Source organism: Caldovatus sediminis (assembly GCF_014644455.1).
GTDB lineage: Bacteria > Pseudomonadota > Alphaproteobacteria > Acetobacterales > Acetobacteraceae > Caldovatus > Caldovatus sediminis.
This window is the reverse complement of the sequence record NZ_BMKS01000003.1, coordinates 269,272-286,081: the sequence shown is the minus strand read 5'-3', so window position 1 is coordinate 286,081 and position 16,810 is coordinate 269,272. Positions and strand designations below refer to the sequence as shown.

Genomic DNA, 16,810 nt, shown 5'->3' with positions numbered 1-16,810 from the left:
CGCCGCCTGTGCGCGAAGCCGGGCAGTACGGCTTTTGCCTCTGGCGCCGCCCTTCCGGCGCCCCCACCCTCTCCGGAGCAGGAGGAGATTCGCCGATGGCCGAGCACGACCGGATCGCCGGGGACGCCGCGACGGGCGCCGCGTGCACCCCCGAAGGCTGCGGGCCCGAAGCCGCCGCCAGCGTGCGCCCGGCCGGGGGCACCCACGCCGCGGGCCAGCTCGATGTCGTCTCCGACGCCATCTGCCCCTGGTGCTGGATCGGCAAGCGCCAGATCGCCGCCGCGCTGGAGGAGCTCGCCGCCCGCGACGGCCTGCGCTTCGCGGTCCGCTGGCGCCCCTTCCAGCTCAACCCCGGCATGCCGCCGGAAGGCGTGGACCGCCAGCGCTACCGCGAGCGGAAATTCGGCAGCCTCGAGCGCTCGCGCCAGCTCGACGCCCAGGTGGCGGAGGCCGGGCGCGCCGTCGGGCTGGAGTTCCGGCACGACCGCATGGCGCGCACGCCCAGCACCGTCGAGGCGCACCGGCTGATCCGCCTGGCGGAGCCGAGCGGGCGCCAGGACGCCGTCGTGGAGGGAATCTTCCGCGCCTATTTCCAGGAGGGGCGCGACATCGGCGACCGCGCCGTCCTCGCCGCGATCGGCGCCGAGGCGGGGCTCGATGCCGCCACGCTCGACGCCTTCGCCGAGGGCTTCGCCGCGCGCGAGGAGGTGCTGGCGGAGGACCATGCCCTGCGCGGCGCCGGCCTCACCGGCGTGCCGAGCTTCATCCTGGACCGGCACCTGCTGTTCTCCGGCGCCGTGCCGGCGGCGCAGATGGCGGCGGCGCTGCGCCACGCGCACCAGGTGCTGGCCGGGCGGCGCGCGGAAGGCGGCGCGTCGGCCGGCTGACCGGGGCCGGCGGCGCGAGGCCCCGCTCAACCGCTTCCCAGCCAGAGCGCCAGCTCGACCAGGAGCCAGGCGCAGGCCAGGCCGAGCGTGAAGGCAAGCAACGCCTCCTCGATCGCGCCGCGCGCGGAACGTCGCGGCCGGCGGCAGCGCGGCGCTGGGCCGATCCGAATCGCCTGTCGCGGTGGCGGCGGGATGGCGATGGCGGGATCGAGGATCCGGGCTGTTCCGTTGCTCATGGCGCGATAGGAACAAAAAACGAACATTAAGGCAAGCGCGCCCTTCGCATCGCGCTTGTCTGCGCGCGCCCGACGCTGGACAATGATTTTCAGTTCGTTCGGAGCCGCGCCCCGCGCCATGCCCGCATCGCCACCCGATCCGCGCCTCGCGCGGCGCCTGCTCATCCTGCGCCTCGCGACGCTCGGTGCCGGCCTGTCCGCGGCCGGGGCGACGGCGCAGGGCCCGAAGGCCAACTCCGAGGCGGCACCGAAGGGCGGTGGCCCTCGCACCGGCATCTCCGACTCGGACCCTGGCGATCCGCCCGGGGCGGGCCGCGGCGGAACTCCGTCCCGACCGTGCGGCTCCGGCCTTACCGACGCCGATCCGAACGATCCGCCGGGCGATGGCCGCGGCGGCGCGGGGCGACAGGGCCGGCGCGGCGGCGTCTCCGACGCCGATCCGGATGATCCGCCAGGCCAAGGCCGGGGCGGGAGCGTCTCGGACTCCGATCCGAATGATCCTCCTGGCCGCGGGCGCGGCGGTCCGGGCTCCTCCGATTCCGATCCGGATGACCCGCCGGGGCGCGGCCGTGGCGGCCACGGCCTGTCCGATTCCGATCCCCGCGATCCCCCGGGCCGCGGCCGCGGCGGTGGCGGCGCCTCCGATGCCGATCCCAACGACCCGCCAGGCCGTGGGCGCCGGTCGGGGCTGCGCAGCACCGGCGCCTCCGACTCGGACCCGGATGATCCCCCTGGTGGCGGCCGGGGCGGCGCCGGTGCCACCGATTCCGATCCCGGCGATCCGGTCGGCCGTGGGCGTGGCGAGGCGGCCGCCAGCCGGGCGCGCGAGCGCCGCGTCACGGACAACGACCCCGACGACCCGGTCGGGCGGGGCCGGGGCTGGAACTGACGTGTCCTGCCGGGCGCCAGAGCAGGCCCGGCGGTCGCCGGTATGCGGCGGGGCGTGGGCGGCGCGGAGCCGACGGCGGTGGTCGCGCGACTGCGGCGGCCGGGGGCGACGGCGCGGCTTGCGACGCCCCGCGCATGCTGCCGCCGGTTGAGTGGCTGGAAAGAAATTCGCGTTGCCACCGGCGAAACGGTGTACCCTGCCCGGCGCCATGAGGAACCCGCCCCGACGCCAGGTGCTCGTCGCGGCCGCGGCCGGCGCGCTCGGCCTGGTCGCCCCGTCCTCCGCCCGCGCCCGCCCGATGCGGCGTCTGATCTGGGTGGTGAACCAGCGGAACGAGGAACTCGCCGCCACCTACCGGCGCGAGGATGGCGGCTACGACTTCAACGCCCTCGCCCGCCTCCAGCACCTGTTCCGCGACGTGCGGGAGAACCTGCCCGGGCCGCTGCCGCCGCAACTCATCGACCTGCTCGCGATCCTGCAGGAGAGCTTCGGCTTCGACCGGCCGCTCAGGCTGCTCTCCGGCTACCGCACGCCGCGCACCAACGCCTCGATCGGCGAGGCCGCATCGCCGCGCAGCTACCACCTGGAGGGAAAGGCGGCCGACATCGCGATGCGCGGAATCGCGCCGCTCGACCTCGCGCTCGCCGCCCATGCGGTCTCGCAGCGCCTCGGCATGATGGGCATCGGGCTCTACGGGGGGTTCGTGCACCTCGACATCGGCCCGACGGCGCGCTGGACGCGGATCGGACGCGGCTGAACCGACGCGCACGCCGGCCGGCGGCGTGCCCCGCCATTCGCGGGCGGGCGGCTCAGCGGCAGACGACAAGGAGCGTCCGGCCGCTCGGATTGTCCTCGTCGGTGCGGCGGCCGAACGGGTCGGGGCGCGCGAAGGCGGTGGCGCAGCGCCGCACCCCGTAGGGGATGGGGCGCGTCAGTGTCACGTCGGTGCCCTGGTACAGGCAGACGAGCGTGGGCGTCTCCGCGCCGGGCGTGATCGTCCACTCCGTGGTGCCGCGGGACTGGTCCACGAGCCGCCCCCGGAGGGGCCGGTTGGCCGCCGGGTCGCCTTCGAACACCTCCGCCCCGCGCAGCCAGCGCCGGGTGAGGCGCGACGCCGCGCTCCAGCCCGCCGGCGCATTGACGTCGGCGATCGGCGCGACATCCACGTAGCGCGGGCAGCCGAACTCGGCGGGCTGCCCGCGGGCGGTGCCGGGCAGGGCGAGCCCCGCCGCGGCGGCGCAGAGCGCCGCCGCCGGAGCCAGGGCGAATCGGGCGAAACGGAGGCGGCGAGGCATGATGCGGGCAGGTTGCCACCCCTGCCCGCCGCGCGCCATGCGCCGCGTGCCACCGCAGATCATCCCGGTCCCTCCAGCAGCCCGCGCGCCCGGATCGCCGCCGCCACCCGCCCGCTCTCGTCGAGCGGCGCGCGGCGGAAGGGCGCCGGCGCCGCCTCGATGGGCCGCGCCTGGCCGGCGGCGTAGAGGCTCTCGTGCAGGCGCCGCTGGCGCGCGCCGGACACGCCGAGATCGGCGATGAAGACCGGGGCCGTGCCGGCCAGCGCCTCGGAGATCATCGAGACCGAGTCGCCGCTCACCACCACCGCGTCGGCCCAGGCGAGGAAGCCGAGATAGGGATTCGGCCCCATCTCCCCCCAGCGGTAGAGGCGGTGCGGGACGGAGGAGATCGCCGCCGACAGCGCCTCGGTCGCCGCCGCGCCGGTCCGGCGGCTGGCGGTCGCCAGCACCGACCCTGCGAATCCGGCCACCCGGGCCCCGAGCGCCGCCGCGACCGCGGGGTCGAGGCCAACCGCCCGCGACGGCCCCCCGAGCAGCAGCGCGACACGGGGGCTCGGCAGGAGCGTCAGCGCCTCGGCCCATTCGGCGCGCGCCTCGGCCAGGCGGGCCGCGGTGACCCGGTGGACGGCGCCGAGGACCGGGAGGAGGTTCGGCGCCTCCCGCGGCGCGTCGTGGCGGCCGAGCACCAGCAGGTCGAACCGGGCGGCGCCGGGGCCGGGCCGCATGCAGTGCACGGTCCGCGCCCCGCGGTGGCGCTTGAGCCACAAGGCCACCGGCGCCGCGCGCCGGCCGGCGGAGATCACCAGGCGCGGCGTCGGAGCCAGCTCCCGCACCGCCCGCCGCGGCCCCGTGGCGAGGCCGGCCAGGGTCGGCCAGGGGAACGGCAGGCCGGCCAGCGCCGACCAGGCCAGCGGAATGGTCCGGAACGGCTCCCCAAGCCGCTCCGCGATGCCGAGCGCCTGCGCCGCCGTCCCCGCCCGGGGATCGGCCAGCACAAGCACGCGGTCCTGCCCGGGCGCGCGTTCCGTCATGGACGCCGCGCGGCCCGCCGATTAGGAACGGGGCAGACCGAGGGACCCCCCATGCCTGCGCACCACGCCTCCGACTGGGACCGCGACGCCGCGCTGACCACCGCGCGCATCCTGCTCGAGATCAAGGCCGTCAACTTCCGCCCGGAGGAGCCCTACACCTTCACCTCCGGCTGGAAGAGCCCCGTCTACATCGACTGCCGCAAGATCATCTACTTCCCCCGCGCCCGCAACCGCATCTGCGACCTCGGCGTGGAGAAGATCGGCCGCCACGTGGGCTACGAGACGATCGACGTGGTGGCGGGCGGCGAGACGGCGGGCATCCCCTTCGCCGCCTGGATCGCCGACCGCATGCTCGCGCCGATGGCCTATGTGCGCAAGCAGCCCAAGGGCTTCGGCCGCGGCGCCCAGATCGAGGGCGACGTGCCGGAGGGCAAGAACACGCTGCTGGTCGAGGACCTGACCACCGACGGCGCCTCCAAGATCCGCTTCGCCCAGGCGCTGCGCGACGCCGGGGCGGTCTGCGAGCACACCTTCGTCGTGTTCTTCTACGGCGTCTTCCCGGGCAGCTTCGAGACGCTGAAGAAGATGAACCTCTCGCTGCACCACCTCTGCACCTGGTGGGACGTGCTGGAGGTGTGCAAGGAGCGCCCCTACTTCGAGGAGACGGCGCTCCGCGAGGTGCGCCGGTTCCTGGAGGACCCGGTGGCGTGGTCGAAGGCGCACGGGGGCATCGGCAGCGTCGAGGAGGCGAGGCGGGCGGCGGAGTGAGGCGGAGATGGGGACGACGGTCGTCGGCCCGAGCGGCGGCCCGCGCGGCGAGGCGGCGCGGCGCGCACGGTCCGGAGGAGGCCCATCCGGCCGCCCGGCGCGCGGGAGGGCATCCCGGTGATCCTCGCTCCCGGCTCGGCGCCGCGGCCATGGACGCCGTCCGACCGCTCCTGATCCTCGCCGGCGCGTTCTGCCTCGGCAGCGCCGCCGCCGCGCAGGACGCCGCGGCGCCGTCGCGCGACGCCCTGACGATCGGCATCACCCAGTATCCCTCCACCTTCCACCCCAACATCGAGAACATGGCCGCGAAGTCCTACGTGCTGGGCTTCGTGCGCCGCCCCCTCACCGCCTGGGACGCCGACTGGCGCCTGACCTGCCTCGCCTGCGAGACCCTTCCCTCGCTCGACAACGGCCTCGCCGAGCGGGAGACGACGCCGGACGGCAAGCCCGGCATCCGGGTCACCTACCGCCTGCGCGGGGACCTGCGCTGGGGCGACGGCACCCCCGTCAGCGCCGAGGACCTGCGCTTCGCCTGGGAGGCGGGGCGCGAATTCGCCACCGGCTTCGGCCCGGCCGAGTTCTACCGCTCGGCCTACGAGCTGATCGTCGTGGACCCGCGCACCGTCACCCTGCGCTTCGACAGGGTGACCTTCGAATACGCCTCCGCCGGCGACTTCCAGCCGCTGCCGGCGCGCATCGAGCGCGCGCGGTGGGAGGCCGATCCGCGCACCTACCGCACCCGCACCGCCTACGACACCGAGACCGCGAATCCCGGCCTGTGGAACGGCCCCTACCGGATCGCGGCCGTCCAGCCGGGCGCCTCCGTGACGCTGGAGCGCAACGCCGAGTGGCGGGGCCCCGCCCCCGCCTTCCGGCGCATCACCGTCCGCACGGTCGAGAGCACGCCGGCGCTCGAGGCCCAGCTCCTCGCCGGCCAGATCGACATGGTCGCGGGCGAGCTCGGCCTGCCGATCGAGCAGGCGATCGCGCTCGAGCGCCGCACCGGCGGCCGCTTCCGCTTCGCGTACAAGCCGGGCCTGATCTACGAGCATCTCGACGTGATGCTCGACAACCCGATCCTCGCCGACCGCCGCGTCCGCCAGGCGCTGCTGATGGCGACGGACCGCGCGCAGATCACCGCGCGCCTCTTCGACAACCGCCAGCCGATCGCGCACAGCGGCGTCAGCCCGCTCGATCCGATGCACGATCCCGAGGTGCGGCAGTGGCCCTTCGATCCCGCCCGCGCCGCGGCGCTGCTCGACGAGGCGGGCTGGCGGCGCGGCCCGGACGGCATCCGCCGCAACGCCGCCGGCGAACGGCTCGCGCTGGAGCTGATGACCACCGCGGGCAACCGCTCGCGCGAGCAGGTGCAGCAGGTGCTGCAGGGCATGTGGCGCGCCGCCGGGATCGAGACGCGCATCAGGAACGAGCCGCCGCGCGTGTTCTTCGGCGAGACCCTGTCGCGCCGGCGCTTCCAGGGCCTCGCCCTGTTCGCCTGGATCAGCGCGCCGGAGGGCGTGCCGCGCTCGACCCTCCATTCGGACGAGATCCCGCGCGCGGAGCGGAACTTCTCCGGCCAGAACTACGGCGGCTTCCGCAACGCCGAGATGGACGCGCTGATCGAGGCCCTCCCGCTGGAGCTGGACCCGGAGCGGCGCCGGCCGATGTGGCGCCGGCTGCAGGCGATCTACGCCGAGGAGCTGCCGGCGCTGCCGCTCTGGTTCCGCGCCGACGCGCATGTCTGGCCGCCCTGGCTCGAGGGCGTGCGGCCGACCGGGCACCTCAACCCCTCCTCGCTCTGGGTCGAGGCGTGGCGGGTGCGCGACGCCGCGGCACGCTGAGGCGCGGCGCGGCGGGCAGCCGCAGCGCCGGCGGGTCCGGGCGCTTCCCGGTCGGGAGGAAGCGGCCCGCGCGCCTCATGCCGATCCCATCGCATCGCCGGCTTCGCCTGCGCGGGCGTAGCCCCTCGCACGCGCGCCGTCCGGCGGGACGGGATGGCCGGCACCCCAGGCCGTGTCAGGCGCGTCCGGGTGCCCGGCCGCGCCGCAGGAACGCCCTCGCGTCTCGAGGGGGGACCGCGGCCGGGGCGATCGTCGTCCCCCGACGGCGGATCAGCTTCCGGCCGGACCCGGGCCCGGCGCCGCCGCGTTCCGCGTGCGCAGCTCGTCGCGGATCTCCCGCAGCAACGCCTCGGTCGGCGTCGGCGCCGGCGGAACCGCCTCGGCGGGCTTCTCCGCCTCGCGCTGCCTGAACCGGGTGAGCCCCTTCACCAGCCAGAAGATGGCGAAGCCGACGATCAGGAACTTGATCACCGCGTTGACGAAGCTGCCGATCGCGAGCACCGCGGCACCGCCCTGGCGCGTCGCCTCCAGCGTCGGCCGACGCTCCCCGCTCAGCACGATGAAGACGTTGGAGAAGTCGATCCCGCCGACCAGCAGGCCGATGACGGGGTTGATCAGATCGTCCACGACCGAGGCCACGATCGCGGTGAAGGCGGCCCCGATGATGATTCCGACGGCGAGGTCGAGGACGTTGCCGCGCAGGATGAAGGCCTTGAATTCGCGCACCCAGGCCGGCTCGTGCGGCGTTGGCAGTAGTGCCATGGCGGGCCCTCCGGACAGAGGCAGCGCGGCGATGCCCCACGTCGCGGCGCCGTCCGCGCATCCTAGGCGGAACGATGCGATCCGACGATGCGGTGGGCGTCGCGGCATCGGTCACCATCGCGCCAGCGGGGCCACGAGCTGCGAGGGGAATACGCGGTGAACGCAACCATTCCGAGAGGGCGGCGTTGCTCGCGCAGGCTGGCCGCCGCCCGTGCCCTGCGCGGCGGCGCCCGAAGGCGCCGCGCCCGGCGTGCAGGTCCTCGCGCCAACCGGACGGCAGCCGGCGGTGCTGCGGGTGACGACACCGGAAAGGAGCCAGGTCATGAGATGGACAACGGCTGGTGCGGCGGCGCTGACACTGCTCGTCGCCGCCTGCGGCTACACGCAGGGCGAGCGCGTCTCCGGCGGGGCTGCGGCGGGCGCCGCGACCGGCGCGGGCATCGGGGCCCTGGCCGGCCCGGTGGGCGCCCTGGCCGGCGCCGGGGTCGGCGGCGTGGCCGGCGGCATCACCGGCGCGGTGACGAGCCCGGAGGAGATCCAGCTGGGGCGGCCGCCCTGGACCAATCCGGAAGCCCGGGTGCCGTCCCTCGACGACCGGCGGCGGGTCGCCGCAAGCCGGGACAACTGGGGCACCGGCGCCGGCGCGATGCGGGGCACCGCCGCGGCGAGTTCGCCCACGGTGCGGCAGGCGCAGATGGACCTGCAGTTGGCCGGATTCGATCCCGGTCCGATCGACGGCGTCTGGGGCCCGCGGACGGCGCGCGCGGTCCGGGAATTCCAGCAGGCCAACAACCTGCCGCCGACAGGCCGGCTCGACCAGCCGACGATGCAGGCCCTGGGCGCGGCGGGCGGCGGCGGAGCCGCGACCGGCACCGGCGCCCCGGGCGGCGGCAGCATGGCCCCCCAGACCCGCTGAGCCGGCGATCCCGGAGCCCGGCGGATCCGGCCGCCGGTCCTGCGGAGGCTGCCCCGCGGGTCGCCGGCCGGATCCGGATCGCGGGTCGCCGCGCCAGCGCAGCCATGGGATTCAGCGCGCCATGGCCGTCGTCGGCAGCCAGGTCACCAGGCCGGGGAAGATCGTCACCAGCGCCACCGCGGCGACCATCAGGAGGAAGAACGGCAGCGTATACCGTGCCACGGAGAGGATGTCCCTGCCCGTCAGGCCCTGCAGCACGAACAGGTTGAATCCGACCGGCGGGGTGATCTGCGCCATCTCCACCACCAGCACGATGAAGACGCCGAACCAGAGCAGGTCGAAACCGGTCTGCTGGACGATCGGCAGCACCACGGAGGCGGTGAGCACGATCATGCTGATGCCGTCGATGAAGCAGCCAAGGACGAGGTAAATCAGCGTCAGGAAGGCGATGATGACGTAGGGGCTGAAATCCTGCGCCCCGACCCACTGCGCCATCGCCGCGGGAATGCCGGAATAGGCCATCGCCTGGGTGAGGAAGGCCGCGCCGGCGAGGATCAGGTTGATCATGCAGGAGAGGCGCGTCGCGCCCATCAGGCTCGCGACGAAGCTCTCCCGCGTCAGCGTCCCGCCCCAGGCGGAGAGGGCGAGCGCGCCGACGACCCCGAACGCCGCGGCCTCGGTCGCCGTCGCCCAGCCGAAGTAGATGCTGCCCATGACGAAGCCGATCAGGGCCACCACCGGGATGAGCTGGCCGCTCTCGCGCAGCCTGCGGCGCCACGGCATCGGCGGGTCGGGCGGCGGCGTGAGCGAGGGGTTGAGCAGCGACCACACGGCGATGTAGCCGCTGAACATCAGCATCAGCATCAGGCCCGGGATCGCGCCGGCGATGAACAGCCGCACGATCGAGACCTCGGCCGCCACGCCGTAGACGATCATCACGATCGAGGGCGGGATCAGCAGGCCGAGCGTGCCCGCCCCGGCGAGGCTGCCGATCGCCATCGGCGGGTGGTAGCCGCGGGCGAACAGCGCCGGCAGCGACATCTTGCCGATCGTCACCGCGGTGGCCGCGGAACTGCCGGAGACCGCGGCGAAGATGCCGCAGCCGATCACGTTCACATGCATCAGCCGCCCCGGGAAGCGCTGCACCCAGGGCGCGAGGCCGCGGAACATGTCCTCGCTGAGGCGGGTGCGGAACAGGATCTCGCCCATCCAGATGAACAGCGGCAGGGCGGCGAGCGTCCACGAGGCCATCGCCTGCCAGATCGCGGTGCCCATCACCTTCTCGATGGGGAAGCTCGGCATTCCGGGGATCAGCAGCGGCAGCACCACGATCCCGGCCAGCGCCACCAGCATCAGCGCCAGGCCGATCCAGACGCCGAGGGCGAGGACGAGGAACAGGAAGCCGAGCAGGAGCAGCCCGGCCTCGGTCTGGGCCAGCTCCATCAGACCTCCTCGACCGCGCGTTCAACGGGCGGGGCGGCCGCCGCGGCGCGGCGGTAGCTCGGCGTGCCGCCGGCGAGGTGCACGACGAGGTCGTCGATCAGCGCGAGCGCGAGCAGCGCGGTGCCGAAGGCGACGAGCGACTGCGGCACCCAGAGCGGCCAAGCGAGGCTGCCCTGCGCCACTTCGCCGAACTCGAACGAGTCGTGGGCCAGGTCGGCCATGGCGTAGGCGAAGGCGAGCGCGACGCCGGCCGCGAGCAGCAGCGACACCGCCTCCATCACGAAGCGCGCGCGGCCGGCGAGCCGGCCCATCACCAGGTCCACCCGGATGTGCGCCCCGTGGCGGAAGGTGTAGGCGAGCGGCAGCGTGGCCGAGGCGGCGACGGTGAGGGCGGTGAGGTCGTCGGCGCCGAGCACCACCCGCCCCAGGGCGCGGCCGCCCACCTGGAGCGCGATGATCACCCCGATCGCGGCGAGCGCCACGGCGCCGAGCACGCCGCCGAACAGGTAGAGCGCGTCGAGCGCGCGGCGAAGCAGGGACGACGCCATCGGGCGGTCAGCCGGGCCGCCGCCGCGCGCAGGCCGAGCCGGAGGACACCCCCCGTGCCCGCCGCCGCGCGCGGGCGCCGCCGATCGCGCGGAGGCATCCGCGCCGTTTGGTCCGGGGCGCGACCACCGTCCGTCAGGCGGCGCGGTATGCCTCGATCAGCTTGCGCCCGTCCTCGCCGGTCCGCGCGATCCACTCGTCCACCATGGTGCGGCTGACCTGCTGGAACTGGGCGCGCAGCTCGGGCGTCACCGGGCCGATCGTCATGCCGCGCTCCGCCAGGGTCCGCTGCGTAGACTCGGTCGCCTCCTGGGAGTAGCGGTAGCCGCGCGCCTCGGCGCGTTCCGCGGCCTCGCGGATGGCCTGCTGCAGCGCGGCGGGCTGCGCCTCGAAGTCGCGGCGGCGGACGATCACGGCGTTCTTGGTCATCGAGAATCCGGCCGGCGTGAACACCTTCACGTAGTCCCAGGCGGCGGTGTCCACGCCGGTCTGCGCCGAGGTGACCATCGCCTGCACGATGCCGGTGGCGAAGGCCTGCGCCAGCTCCGCCTGCTGCACCAGCGTCGGGTTGGCGCCGACGAGCTGGGCGAAGCGGTTGGTCAGCGGGCTGAAGGTGCGGAACCGGGTGCCGCGGAGCTGCTCGAGGCTCCTCAGCGGCTCGTTGGTGTAGAAGCCGGCGGGCGGCCAGGGCACCATGTAGAGCAGCATCAGGCCCTGGCGCTGCAGCCGCGCCTCGACGTAGGGCTTCTGCAGGTCGGAGAGCTTCTTCGCCTCCTGGTAGTTGGTCACCAGGAAGGGCAGCGCGTCGGCGTCGAAGAACGGATCCTCGTTGGCGTAGGCGGTGAGCAGGATCTCGCCCATCTGCACCTGGCCGGTCTGCACGCCGCGCTTGATCTCGGGCATGCGCAGCAGGCTGGCGCCGCTGTGCACCTGCACGGCGAGCCGCCCCTCGGACGCGCGCTCGATCTCCCCGACGAACTCGCGGATGTTGCGAGTGTGGAAATTGCCGTCCGGATAGGGCGTGGCCATCTGCCAGCGCACCTGCTGCGCCGCCGCCCGGCGCGGCGGCACAAGGGCGGCAGCGGCCAGCGCAGCGCCGCCGGCGGCCAGGATATCGCGGCGTCGGATCGTCATGTCGTCCCCCCGGGGCGATGCCTCTCGTTGCGGCCGAAGATTGCCCGCGGCGCGGCCGCGCGCAAGCCGACTCTTCGCCCGGTGCGCGGCGGGCGCCGCCGGGCACCCGGCGCCGGACGCGGGCTCACCCGGCCTGGGCGACGTAGCTCCGCAGTTCTTCGGCCTCGTGCTCGATCTCGACGATCCGGTGCTTCACCAGGTCGCCGATCGAGACCATTCCGGCGAGGCTCCCATCCTCCGCCAGCACCGGCAGGTGGCGGACGCGGCGGTCGGTCATCATGCCCAGCGCCTCGACGACGGAGGTGCGCGGCGTCACGGTGTGCAGCACCTGCGTCATGAGCTGCCGCGCCTCCATGCCGAGCAGCGCCTCCCCGCCCTCGGCGAGCGCGCGCACGAAGTCGCGCTCGCTGACGATGCCGAGCACCGCGCCGGTTTCGTCGCGCACCAGCGCCGCGCCGATCCGGTGCTCCGCCAGGATGCGGGCGATGGCGGCGGCGCCGTCCCTCGGTCCGACCGAAATCACCTGGGTGCCCTTGCGCCGGAGGATCTCGGCGATGGTCATGGCGGCGCGCTCCCCTTCCTCGACGGGTGGGACGGCCCGGAAGCGCCGCGCCGCGACAGGAGGGGGGCGATCCGGGTCGGCCGGCCCTCTGTGCCAGGCGATCACGCTGCCAGCTTATCGCGGCGCAGCGCAAGCGCGCCGTGCGGCGCGCCCCGGGGCGGGTCTCACTCCGCCGCGTGGGCCGCGGCCGGCGCGCCGCCGGTGAGCTGGGTCCGCACCAGATCCGCGAAGCGGCCGCCCGCCGCGACGAGCTCGGCATAGGTGCCGCGCTCGGCGATCCTGCCGGCGTCGAACACGAGGATCTCGTCGGCCTCGCGCACGGTGGACAGGCGGTGGGCAATGACGAAGGTGGTCCGCCCCCTCATCAGCGCGCGGAGCGCCCGCTGCACCCGCGCCTCGGTCGCCGCGTCCAGCGCGCTCGTCGCCTCGTCGAGGATCAGCACCGGCGGGTCCTTGAGCAGGGCGCGCGCGATGGCGAGGCGCTGGCGCTGGCCGCCGGAGAGCGTGGCGCCACGCTCGCCGATCAGGGTGTCGTAGCCCTGCGGCTGGCGGAGGATGAAGTCGTGCGCCTCCGCCATGCGGCAGGCCTGCTCGATCTCCTCCTGCGTCGCGTCGGGGCGGCCGACCAGGAGATTGTCGCGGATCGTGCGGTTGAACAGCATGCTCTCCTGGAACACCACGCCGATGTTGCGGCGGAGCGATTCCAGGGTGAGGTCGCGCAGGTCGTAGCCGTCGAGCGTGATCCGCCCCTCCTGCGGGTCCCACATGCGCTGGAGCAGCGCCATCGCCGTGGACTTCCCGGCGCCGGTCTGGCCGACCAGGGCGACGGTGCGGCCTGGCGGGACCTCGAACGAGACGTCGTCGAGCACGCGCGGGCCGCCGGGATAGGCGAACACCACATGCTCGAAGGCGACCGCACCCTTGGCCCGCGGCAGGTCGATCGCGTCCGGTCTCTCGGGGACGGTGCTGCGGGTGTCGAGCAGCTGGAACAGTTCCCGCAGCGCCGGGACCTGCAGCACCAGCCGGGAGACGAAGCCGACCGCGCCCTCCAGCTTGCCGATCAGCAGGATGGCGAAGCCCATGAAGCTCACGATCTCGCCCACCGTCGCGAGCCCGCGCATGTGGAGCAAGGTGCCGAGGACGAAGATGGCGATGACGGTGAGGGTGCTCGCCGCCCGCGTCAGGACCGCCACCACCGCCCACCAGGTGAGCACGGGGTACTGGTGCGCCAGCACCTGGCGGACGATGTCGCCGAACAGGCGCGTCTCGGCTGCGAGGCGGGTGAAGGACTGCACCACGACGACGTTCGCCAGCGCGTCCTGCGCGCTGCCCGCGAGCCGCGTCTGGAGCGATTCGACCCGCCCCTGCGCCTCCTCGGTGCGGTTGACGACGAACGCCGTCAGCGCCCCGAACAGCACCACAAGCCCGATCAGCAGCAGGCCGAGCCGCCAGTTCAGCAGCAGCGTCATCGGCAGCAGCACGAAGATGGCGAGCAGGGTGTTGAGGTTGTCGCGGAAGAAGGAGAGCCAGAGCCAGAACAGGCTGTCGGCGCCGACCAGCATCACCTTGATCAGCCGCCCGGTCTGGGTGTGACCGTGGAAGGAGAGCGGCAGCGAGAGCACGTGCTCGAAGGTGCGGGCCATGACCGCGAGGCGGTTGCGGTGCGCCATGCGGTCCGCCAGCAGCGCGACGGCGACGTTGGCGCCGATGCCGGAGAGCCCGACCGCGGTCCACAGCGCGAGCAGGCGCAGCGATTCGGCCCAGACCTGCGCGGGATCGAGCCGGTCGGCACGGGAGAGCACGTCCACCAGCCGGCCGAACAGCACCGGCTCGAGGAACTGCAGCCCGGCCATGGCGAAGGAGGCGAAGGCGAGCGCGATCGCGACCCACCGGTCGGGCCCGAGCAGGCCGAGCACCCTGCCGTAGATCCGGAAGAACCCCATGCGCCGCCCGTCCGGCCGCCCGCCTCCCGGGCCCGCCGGCGACCGATCCGCCGGCGACCGGCCCGCGCCGGCCGCCACATCCATGGCGCGCCGACGGCGGCGAGGCAACCCGGCGTGCCGGCTGCCCTCGCGTCACGCGCCGGCGCCGACGCTCCATCGGGCGAACGCGGCCCGAGTTCCCGGGCTGCGCGCATTCCTGCGCACGCAGGCGGATGCCCGAACGGAGAGGCCGCGCGATCCGGGGGGAGCGGCGGCGCGTGCCGAAGCGCATCCGCCGCGGCGGCGGCCGGTTGACCGTTGCGCGGAAATCCGCTCAGGGGCGACCGAAGAGGAGGATCACCGCCATGCCGTTCCCCCGCCGCGCCCTGCTGCAGGGTGCCACGGGCGCCCTCGCCGGCGCCGCCGCGCTGCCCGCCGCCCGCCCCGCCGGGGCGCAGACCGCCGGCTGGCCGAGCCGCACCATCCGCCTGGTGGTCGGCTTCCCGCCCGCCGGCACCACGGACATCGCCGCGCGCATCATCGCCCCGCCCCTCAGCCAGCGGCTCGGCCAGCAGGTGGTGATCGAGAACCGTCCCGGCGCGGGCGGCAACCTCGGCGCCGACGTCGTGGCGAAGGCGGAGCCCGACGGCCACACCCTGCTGATGCAGACCATCAGCTCGGGAGCGATCAATTACGCGCTCTACAAGCAGCGCATGCCCTACCGGCCGGAGGATCTGGCGGCTGTCGGGCTGGTGGTGCGGGTGCCCAACGTGATCTTCGTGCACCCCTCGTTGCCGGTCCGCACGCTGCGCGAGCTCGTGGCCTATGCCAAGGAGCGGCCGGGCCAGCTCAACATCGGCAGCTCCGGCAGCGGCACGAGCCTGCACATGACGGGCGAGCTGCTGAAGCTCGAGGCCGGGATCGACATGACCCACGTGCCGTTCCGCGGCGCCGGGCCGATGCTGGTCGATGCGGTGGCGGGCCGCATCCATGTCGCGGTGGACAACCTGCCCTCGGCGCTCGGCCACATCCGCGACGGGCGGCTGCGCGCGCTCGCGGTCACCACCGCGGCCCGCTCGCCGGCCCTGCCCGACTGCCCGACGACGGCCGAGGAGGGGCTGCCCCGTGTCGAGGCGACGGCCTGGTTCGGCGTGCAGGCCCCGGCGCGCACGCCGCGCCCGATCGTCGAGCGGCTCGGGCGCGAGATCGACGCCATCGTGAAGGAGCCAGAGACGCGCGGGAAGCTTGCCGAGCTCGGCGGCATGCCGCCCGGGCTGACGCCGGACGGCGGCACCACGCCCGAGGCCTTCGAGGCCTTCATCCGCGCCGAGATCGCGAAGTGGGCGCAGGTGGTCGAGCGCTCCGGCGCGACGATCGACTGAGCGCGCGGGCACACCGGGGGGCGGGCGCGGCCGCGCGGCGCTGGCCGCGCCGCGCGGGCGGCGGCTAGAGTTCCTCCAGGGGGCGGCGCCGGTGCGCCGCCGAGGGAGGAAGACGGTGAAATGATCCTTGACCGCCGCACTGCCCTGCTCGGCAGCTTCGCCTTCACCGCCATCGCGACCGGCGCCGGGTCCGCCCGCGCGCAGTCCGGTGCGGGCGACTACCCGTCGCGGCCGGTCCGCATGCTGGTCGGGTTCCCGCCGGGCGGCACCACGGACATCGCCGCGCGCCTCTACGGCGAACGCCTCAGTGTCCGGCTCGGCCAGCAGATGGTGATCGAGAACCGGCCGGGCGCCACCGGCAACATCGCCGGCGAGGCGGTCGCGCGGGCCGCGCCGGACGGCTACACGCTGCTGGTCAACGCGATCTCGCCGGGGGCGATCAACTACGCGCTGTTCGGCCCGCGCATGCCCTACAGGCCGGAGGACCTCGCCGCCGTCGGGCTCTACCTGCGCGTGCCGAACGTCATCTTCGTGCATCCGTCGCTGCCGGTGCGGAGCATCGCCGAGCTGGTGGCGCTGGCGAAGGCGCGGCCGGGCGAGCTCAACTACGGCAGCGCAGGCAGCGGCGGGTCGCCGCACATGACGATGGAGTACTTCAAGCTGAAGTCCGGCGTGCAGATCACCCACGTGCCATTCCGCGGCGCCGGCCCGATGCTGGTCGAGGCGGTGGCGGGCCGCGTGCAGGTCGGCTGCGACAACATGCCCTCCTGCATCGGCCACATCCGCGAGGGGCGGCTGCGCGCGCTCGCCGTGACCAGCCATGTGCGCTCGCGCGCGCTGCCCGATGTCCCGACCCTGGCCGAGGCCGGGGTTCCCGGCTTCGAGGCGACCGCCTGGTTCGGGCTGCAGGCCCCGGCGCGCACGCCGCGCCCGATCATCGAGAAGCTCGGGGCGGCGGTGGACGCGGTGAGCAAGGAGGAGGCGGTGCGGGCCCGGCTGGCCGACCTCGGCGCCGACCCCCCGAACCTGACGCCGGACGGCGGCACTACGCCCGAGGCCTTCGAGGCCTTCATCCGTGACGAGATCACGAAGTGGGCCGAGGTCGTGCGGGTCTCCGGGGCGCGGATCGACTGAGCGGCACGACGGCGGAGCCGGGCATCGGCCGCCGCGCCGGTTGACGCGGCCCCGTGCGGCGG

General features: G+C 74.5%; 16 protein-coding genes. 7 read left to right on the top strand and 9 right to left on the bottom strand.

Translation table 11 applies throughout. From position 1 onward, the window contains the following. The first annotated feature begins 95 nt into the window (after positions 1-95). Positions 96-887, top strand: a complete 792-nt coding sequence (locus IEX99_RS06595) for a DsbA family oxidoreductase (RefSeq protein WP_188899217.1) — start codon at positions 96-98, stop codon at positions 885-887. Between the two features lie 26 nt (positions 888-913). Here the strand turns inward: IEX99_RS06595 and IEX99_RS06590 are convergent, their stop codons facing one another. Beyond that, entirely contained in the window at positions 914-1,288 is a 375-nt protein-coding gene (locus IEX99_RS06590; protein ID WP_188899216.1) for a hypothetical protein, read from the bottom strand. Positions 1,289-2,220: 932 nt separating this feature from the next. Here IEX99_RS06590 and IEX99_RS06585 point away from each other — a divergent pair. After that, complete coding sequence (locus IEX99_RS06585; protein WP_188899215.1) at positions 2,221-2,769, top strand: YcbK family protein; 549 nt, start codon at positions 2,221-2,223, stop codon at positions 2,767-2,769. 52 nt (positions 2,770-2,821) lie between these two features. Here IEX99_RS06585 and IEX99_RS06580 read toward each other — a convergent pair whose 3' ends face one another. Together IEX99_RS06580 and IEX99_RS06575 are read right to left on the bottom strand one after the other, a co-directional pair. After that, entirely contained in the window at positions 2,822-3,307 is a 486-nt protein-coding gene (locus tag IEX99_RS06580) for an STY0301 family protein (protein WP_188899214.1), read from the bottom strand. A 59-nt stretch (positions 3,308-3,366) separates the two neighbouring features. Then, entirely contained in the window at positions 3,367-4,338 is a 972-nt protein-coding gene (locus tag IEX99_RS06575) for a mitochondrial fission ELM1 family protein (RefSeq protein WP_188899213.1), read from the bottom strand. A 51-nt stretch (positions 4,339-4,389) separates the two neighbouring features. On the opposite strand from IEX99_RS06575, the gene IEX99_RS06570 reads away from it, so the two are divergent. Further along, the gene (locus tag IEX99_RS06570; protein ID WP_188899212.1) at positions 4,390-5,106 is read left to right on the top strand and encodes an orotate phosphoribosyltransferase; all 717 of its coding nucleotides are present in this window, start codon (positions 4,390-4,392) and stop codon (positions 5,104-5,106) included. Positions 5,107-5,255: 149 nt separating this feature from the next. Then, positions 5,256-6,947 carry a peptide ABC transporter substrate-binding protein gene (locus IEX99_RS06565; RefSeq protein WP_188899211.1) on the top strand — a complete coding sequence of 564 codons (1,692 nt, stop codon included), beginning with the start codon at positions 5,256-5,258 and terminating at the stop codon, positions 6,945-6,947. Positions 6,948-7,217: 270 nt separating this feature from the next. Here IEX99_RS06565 and mscL read toward each other — a convergent pair whose 3' ends face one another. Then, entirely contained in the window at positions 7,218-7,709 is a 492-nt protein-coding gene (mscL, locus tag IEX99_RS06560) for a large conductance mechanosensitive channel protein MscL (protein ID WP_188899210.1), read from the bottom strand. Positions 7,710-7,959: 250 nt separating this feature from the next. Here mscL and IEX99_RS06555 point away from each other — a divergent pair, with 250 nt between their 5' ends. After that, positions 7,960-8,625: a peptidoglycan-binding domain-containing protein gene (locus IEX99_RS06555; protein WP_188899209.1), complete on the top strand. Its 666-nt coding sequence runs from the start codon at positions 7,960-7,962 to the stop codon at positions 8,623-8,625. Between the two features lie 111 nt (positions 8,626-8,736). Here IEX99_RS06555 and IEX99_RS06550 read toward each other — a convergent pair whose 3' ends face one another. The 5 genes from IEX99_RS06550 to IEX99_RS06530 all read right to left on the bottom strand — a co-directional run bounded on the left by IEX99_RS06550 (position 8,737) and on the right by IEX99_RS06530 (position 14,253). Then, positions 8,737-10,068: a TRAP transporter large permease gene (locus IEX99_RS06550; protein WP_188899208.1), complete on the bottom strand. Its 1,332-nt coding sequence runs from the start codon at positions 10,066-10,068 to the stop codon at positions 8,737-8,739. Next, complete coding sequence (locus tag IEX99_RS06545) at positions 10,068-10,616, bottom strand: TRAP transporter small permease (RefSeq protein WP_188899207.1); 549 nt, start codon at positions 10,614-10,616, stop codon at positions 10,068-10,070. Before IEX99_RS06545 ends, IEX99_RS06550 begins: the two co-directional genes overlap by 1 nt. Before the next feature lie 133 nt (positions 10,617-10,749). Continuing rightward, positions 10,750-11,748: a TRAP transporter substrate-binding protein gene (locus IEX99_RS06540; protein ID WP_188899206.1), complete on the bottom strand. Its 999-nt coding sequence runs from the start codon at positions 11,746-11,748 to the stop codon at positions 10,750-10,752. 124 nt (positions 11,749-11,872) lie between these two features. Further along, on the bottom strand, positions 11,873-12,310 hold the full coding sequence (locus tag IEX99_RS06535; RefSeq protein ID WP_188899205.1) for a CBS domain-containing protein: 438 nt from the start codon (positions 12,308-12,310) through the stop codon (positions 11,873-11,875). Between the two features lie 164 nt (positions 12,311-12,474). Beyond that, positions 12,475-14,253: a glucan ABC transporter ATP-binding protein/ permease gene (locus IEX99_RS06530; RefSeq protein WP_188899204.1), complete on the bottom strand. Its 1,779-nt coding sequence runs from the start codon at positions 14,251-14,253 to the stop codon at positions 12,475-12,477. Between the two features lie 344 nt (positions 14,254-14,597). Here IEX99_RS06530 and IEX99_RS06525 point away from each other — a divergent pair, with 344 nt between their 5' ends. Together IEX99_RS06525 and IEX99_RS06520 are read left to right on the top strand one after the other, a co-directional pair. Continuing rightward, positions 14,598-15,614, top strand: a complete 1,017-nt coding sequence (locus IEX99_RS06525; RefSeq protein WP_188899203.1) for a Bug family tripartite tricarboxylate transporter substrate binding protein — start codon at positions 14,598-14,600, stop codon at positions 15,612-15,614. Positions 15,615-15,734: 120 nt separating this feature from the next. Further along, positions 15,735-16,748, top strand: coding sequence for a Bug family tripartite tricarboxylate transporter substrate binding protein (locus IEX99_RS06520; protein WP_188899202.1), 1,014 nt, complete (start codon positions 15,735-15,737; stop codon positions 16,746-16,748). The last annotated feature ends 62 nt before the right edge of the window (positions 16,749-16,810 follow it).

Excerpts from the sequence above, each read along its gene's own strand:
- IEX99_RS06595 (WP_188899217.1), top strand. The coding sequence starts at position 96 with ATGGCCGAGCACGACCGGATCGCCGGGGACGCCGCGACGGGCGCCGCG.
- IEX99_RS06590 (WP_188899216.1), bottom strand. The coding sequence starts at position 1,288 with ATGAGCAGGCGCCGCGCGAGGCGCGGATCGGGTGGCGATGCGGGCATG.
- IEX99_RS06585 (WP_188899215.1), top strand. The coding sequence starts at position 2,221 with ATGAGGAACCCGCCCCGACGCCAGGTGCTCGTCGCGGCCGCGGCCGGC.
- IEX99_RS06580 (WP_188899214.1), bottom strand. The coding sequence starts at position 3,307 with ATGCCTCGCCGCCTCCGTTTCGCCCGATTCGCCCTGGCTCCGGCGGCG.
- IEX99_RS06575 (WP_188899213.1), bottom strand. The coding sequence starts at position 4,338 with ATGACGGAACGCGCGCCCGGGCAGGACCGCGTGCTTGTGCTGGCCGAT.
- IEX99_RS06570 (WP_188899212.1), top strand. The coding sequence starts at position 4,390 with ATGCCTGCGCACCACGCCTCCGACTGGGACCGCGACGCCGCGCTGACC.
- IEX99_RS06565 (WP_188899211.1), top strand. The coding sequence starts at position 5,256 with ATGGACGCCGTCCGACCGCTCCTGATCCTCGCCGGCGCGTTCTGCCTC.
- mscL (WP_188899210.1), bottom strand. The coding sequence starts at position 7,709 with ATGGCACTACTGCCAACGCCGCACGAGCCGGCCTGGGTGCGCGAATTC.
- IEX99_RS06550 (WP_188899208.1), bottom strand. The coding sequence starts at position 10,068 with ATGGAGCTGGCCCAGACCGAGGCCGGGCTGCTCCTGCTCGGCTTCCTG.
- IEX99_RS06545 (WP_188899207.1), bottom strand. The coding sequence starts at position 10,616 with ATGGCGTCGTCCCTGCTTCGCCGCGCGCTCGACGCGCTCTACCTGTTC.
- IEX99_RS06540 (WP_188899206.1), bottom strand. The coding sequence starts at position 11,748 with ATGACGATCCGACGCCGCGATATCCTGGCCGCCGGCGGCGCTGCGCTG.
- IEX99_RS06535 (WP_188899205.1), bottom strand. The coding sequence starts at position 12,310 with ATGACCATCGCCGAGATCCTCCGGCGCAAGGGCACCCAGGTGATTTCG.
- IEX99_RS06530 (WP_188899204.1), bottom strand. The coding sequence starts at position 14,253 with ATGGGGTTCTTCCGGATCTACGGCAGGGTGCTCGGCCTGCTCGGGCCC.
- IEX99_RS06525 (WP_188899203.1), top strand. The coding sequence starts at position 14,598 with ATGCCGTTCCCCCGCCGCGCCCTGCTGCAGGGTGCCACGGGCGCCCTC.
- IEX99_RS06520 (WP_188899202.1), top strand. The coding sequence starts at position 15,735 with ATGATCCTTGACCGCCGCACTGCCCTGCTCGGCAGCTTCGCCTTCACC.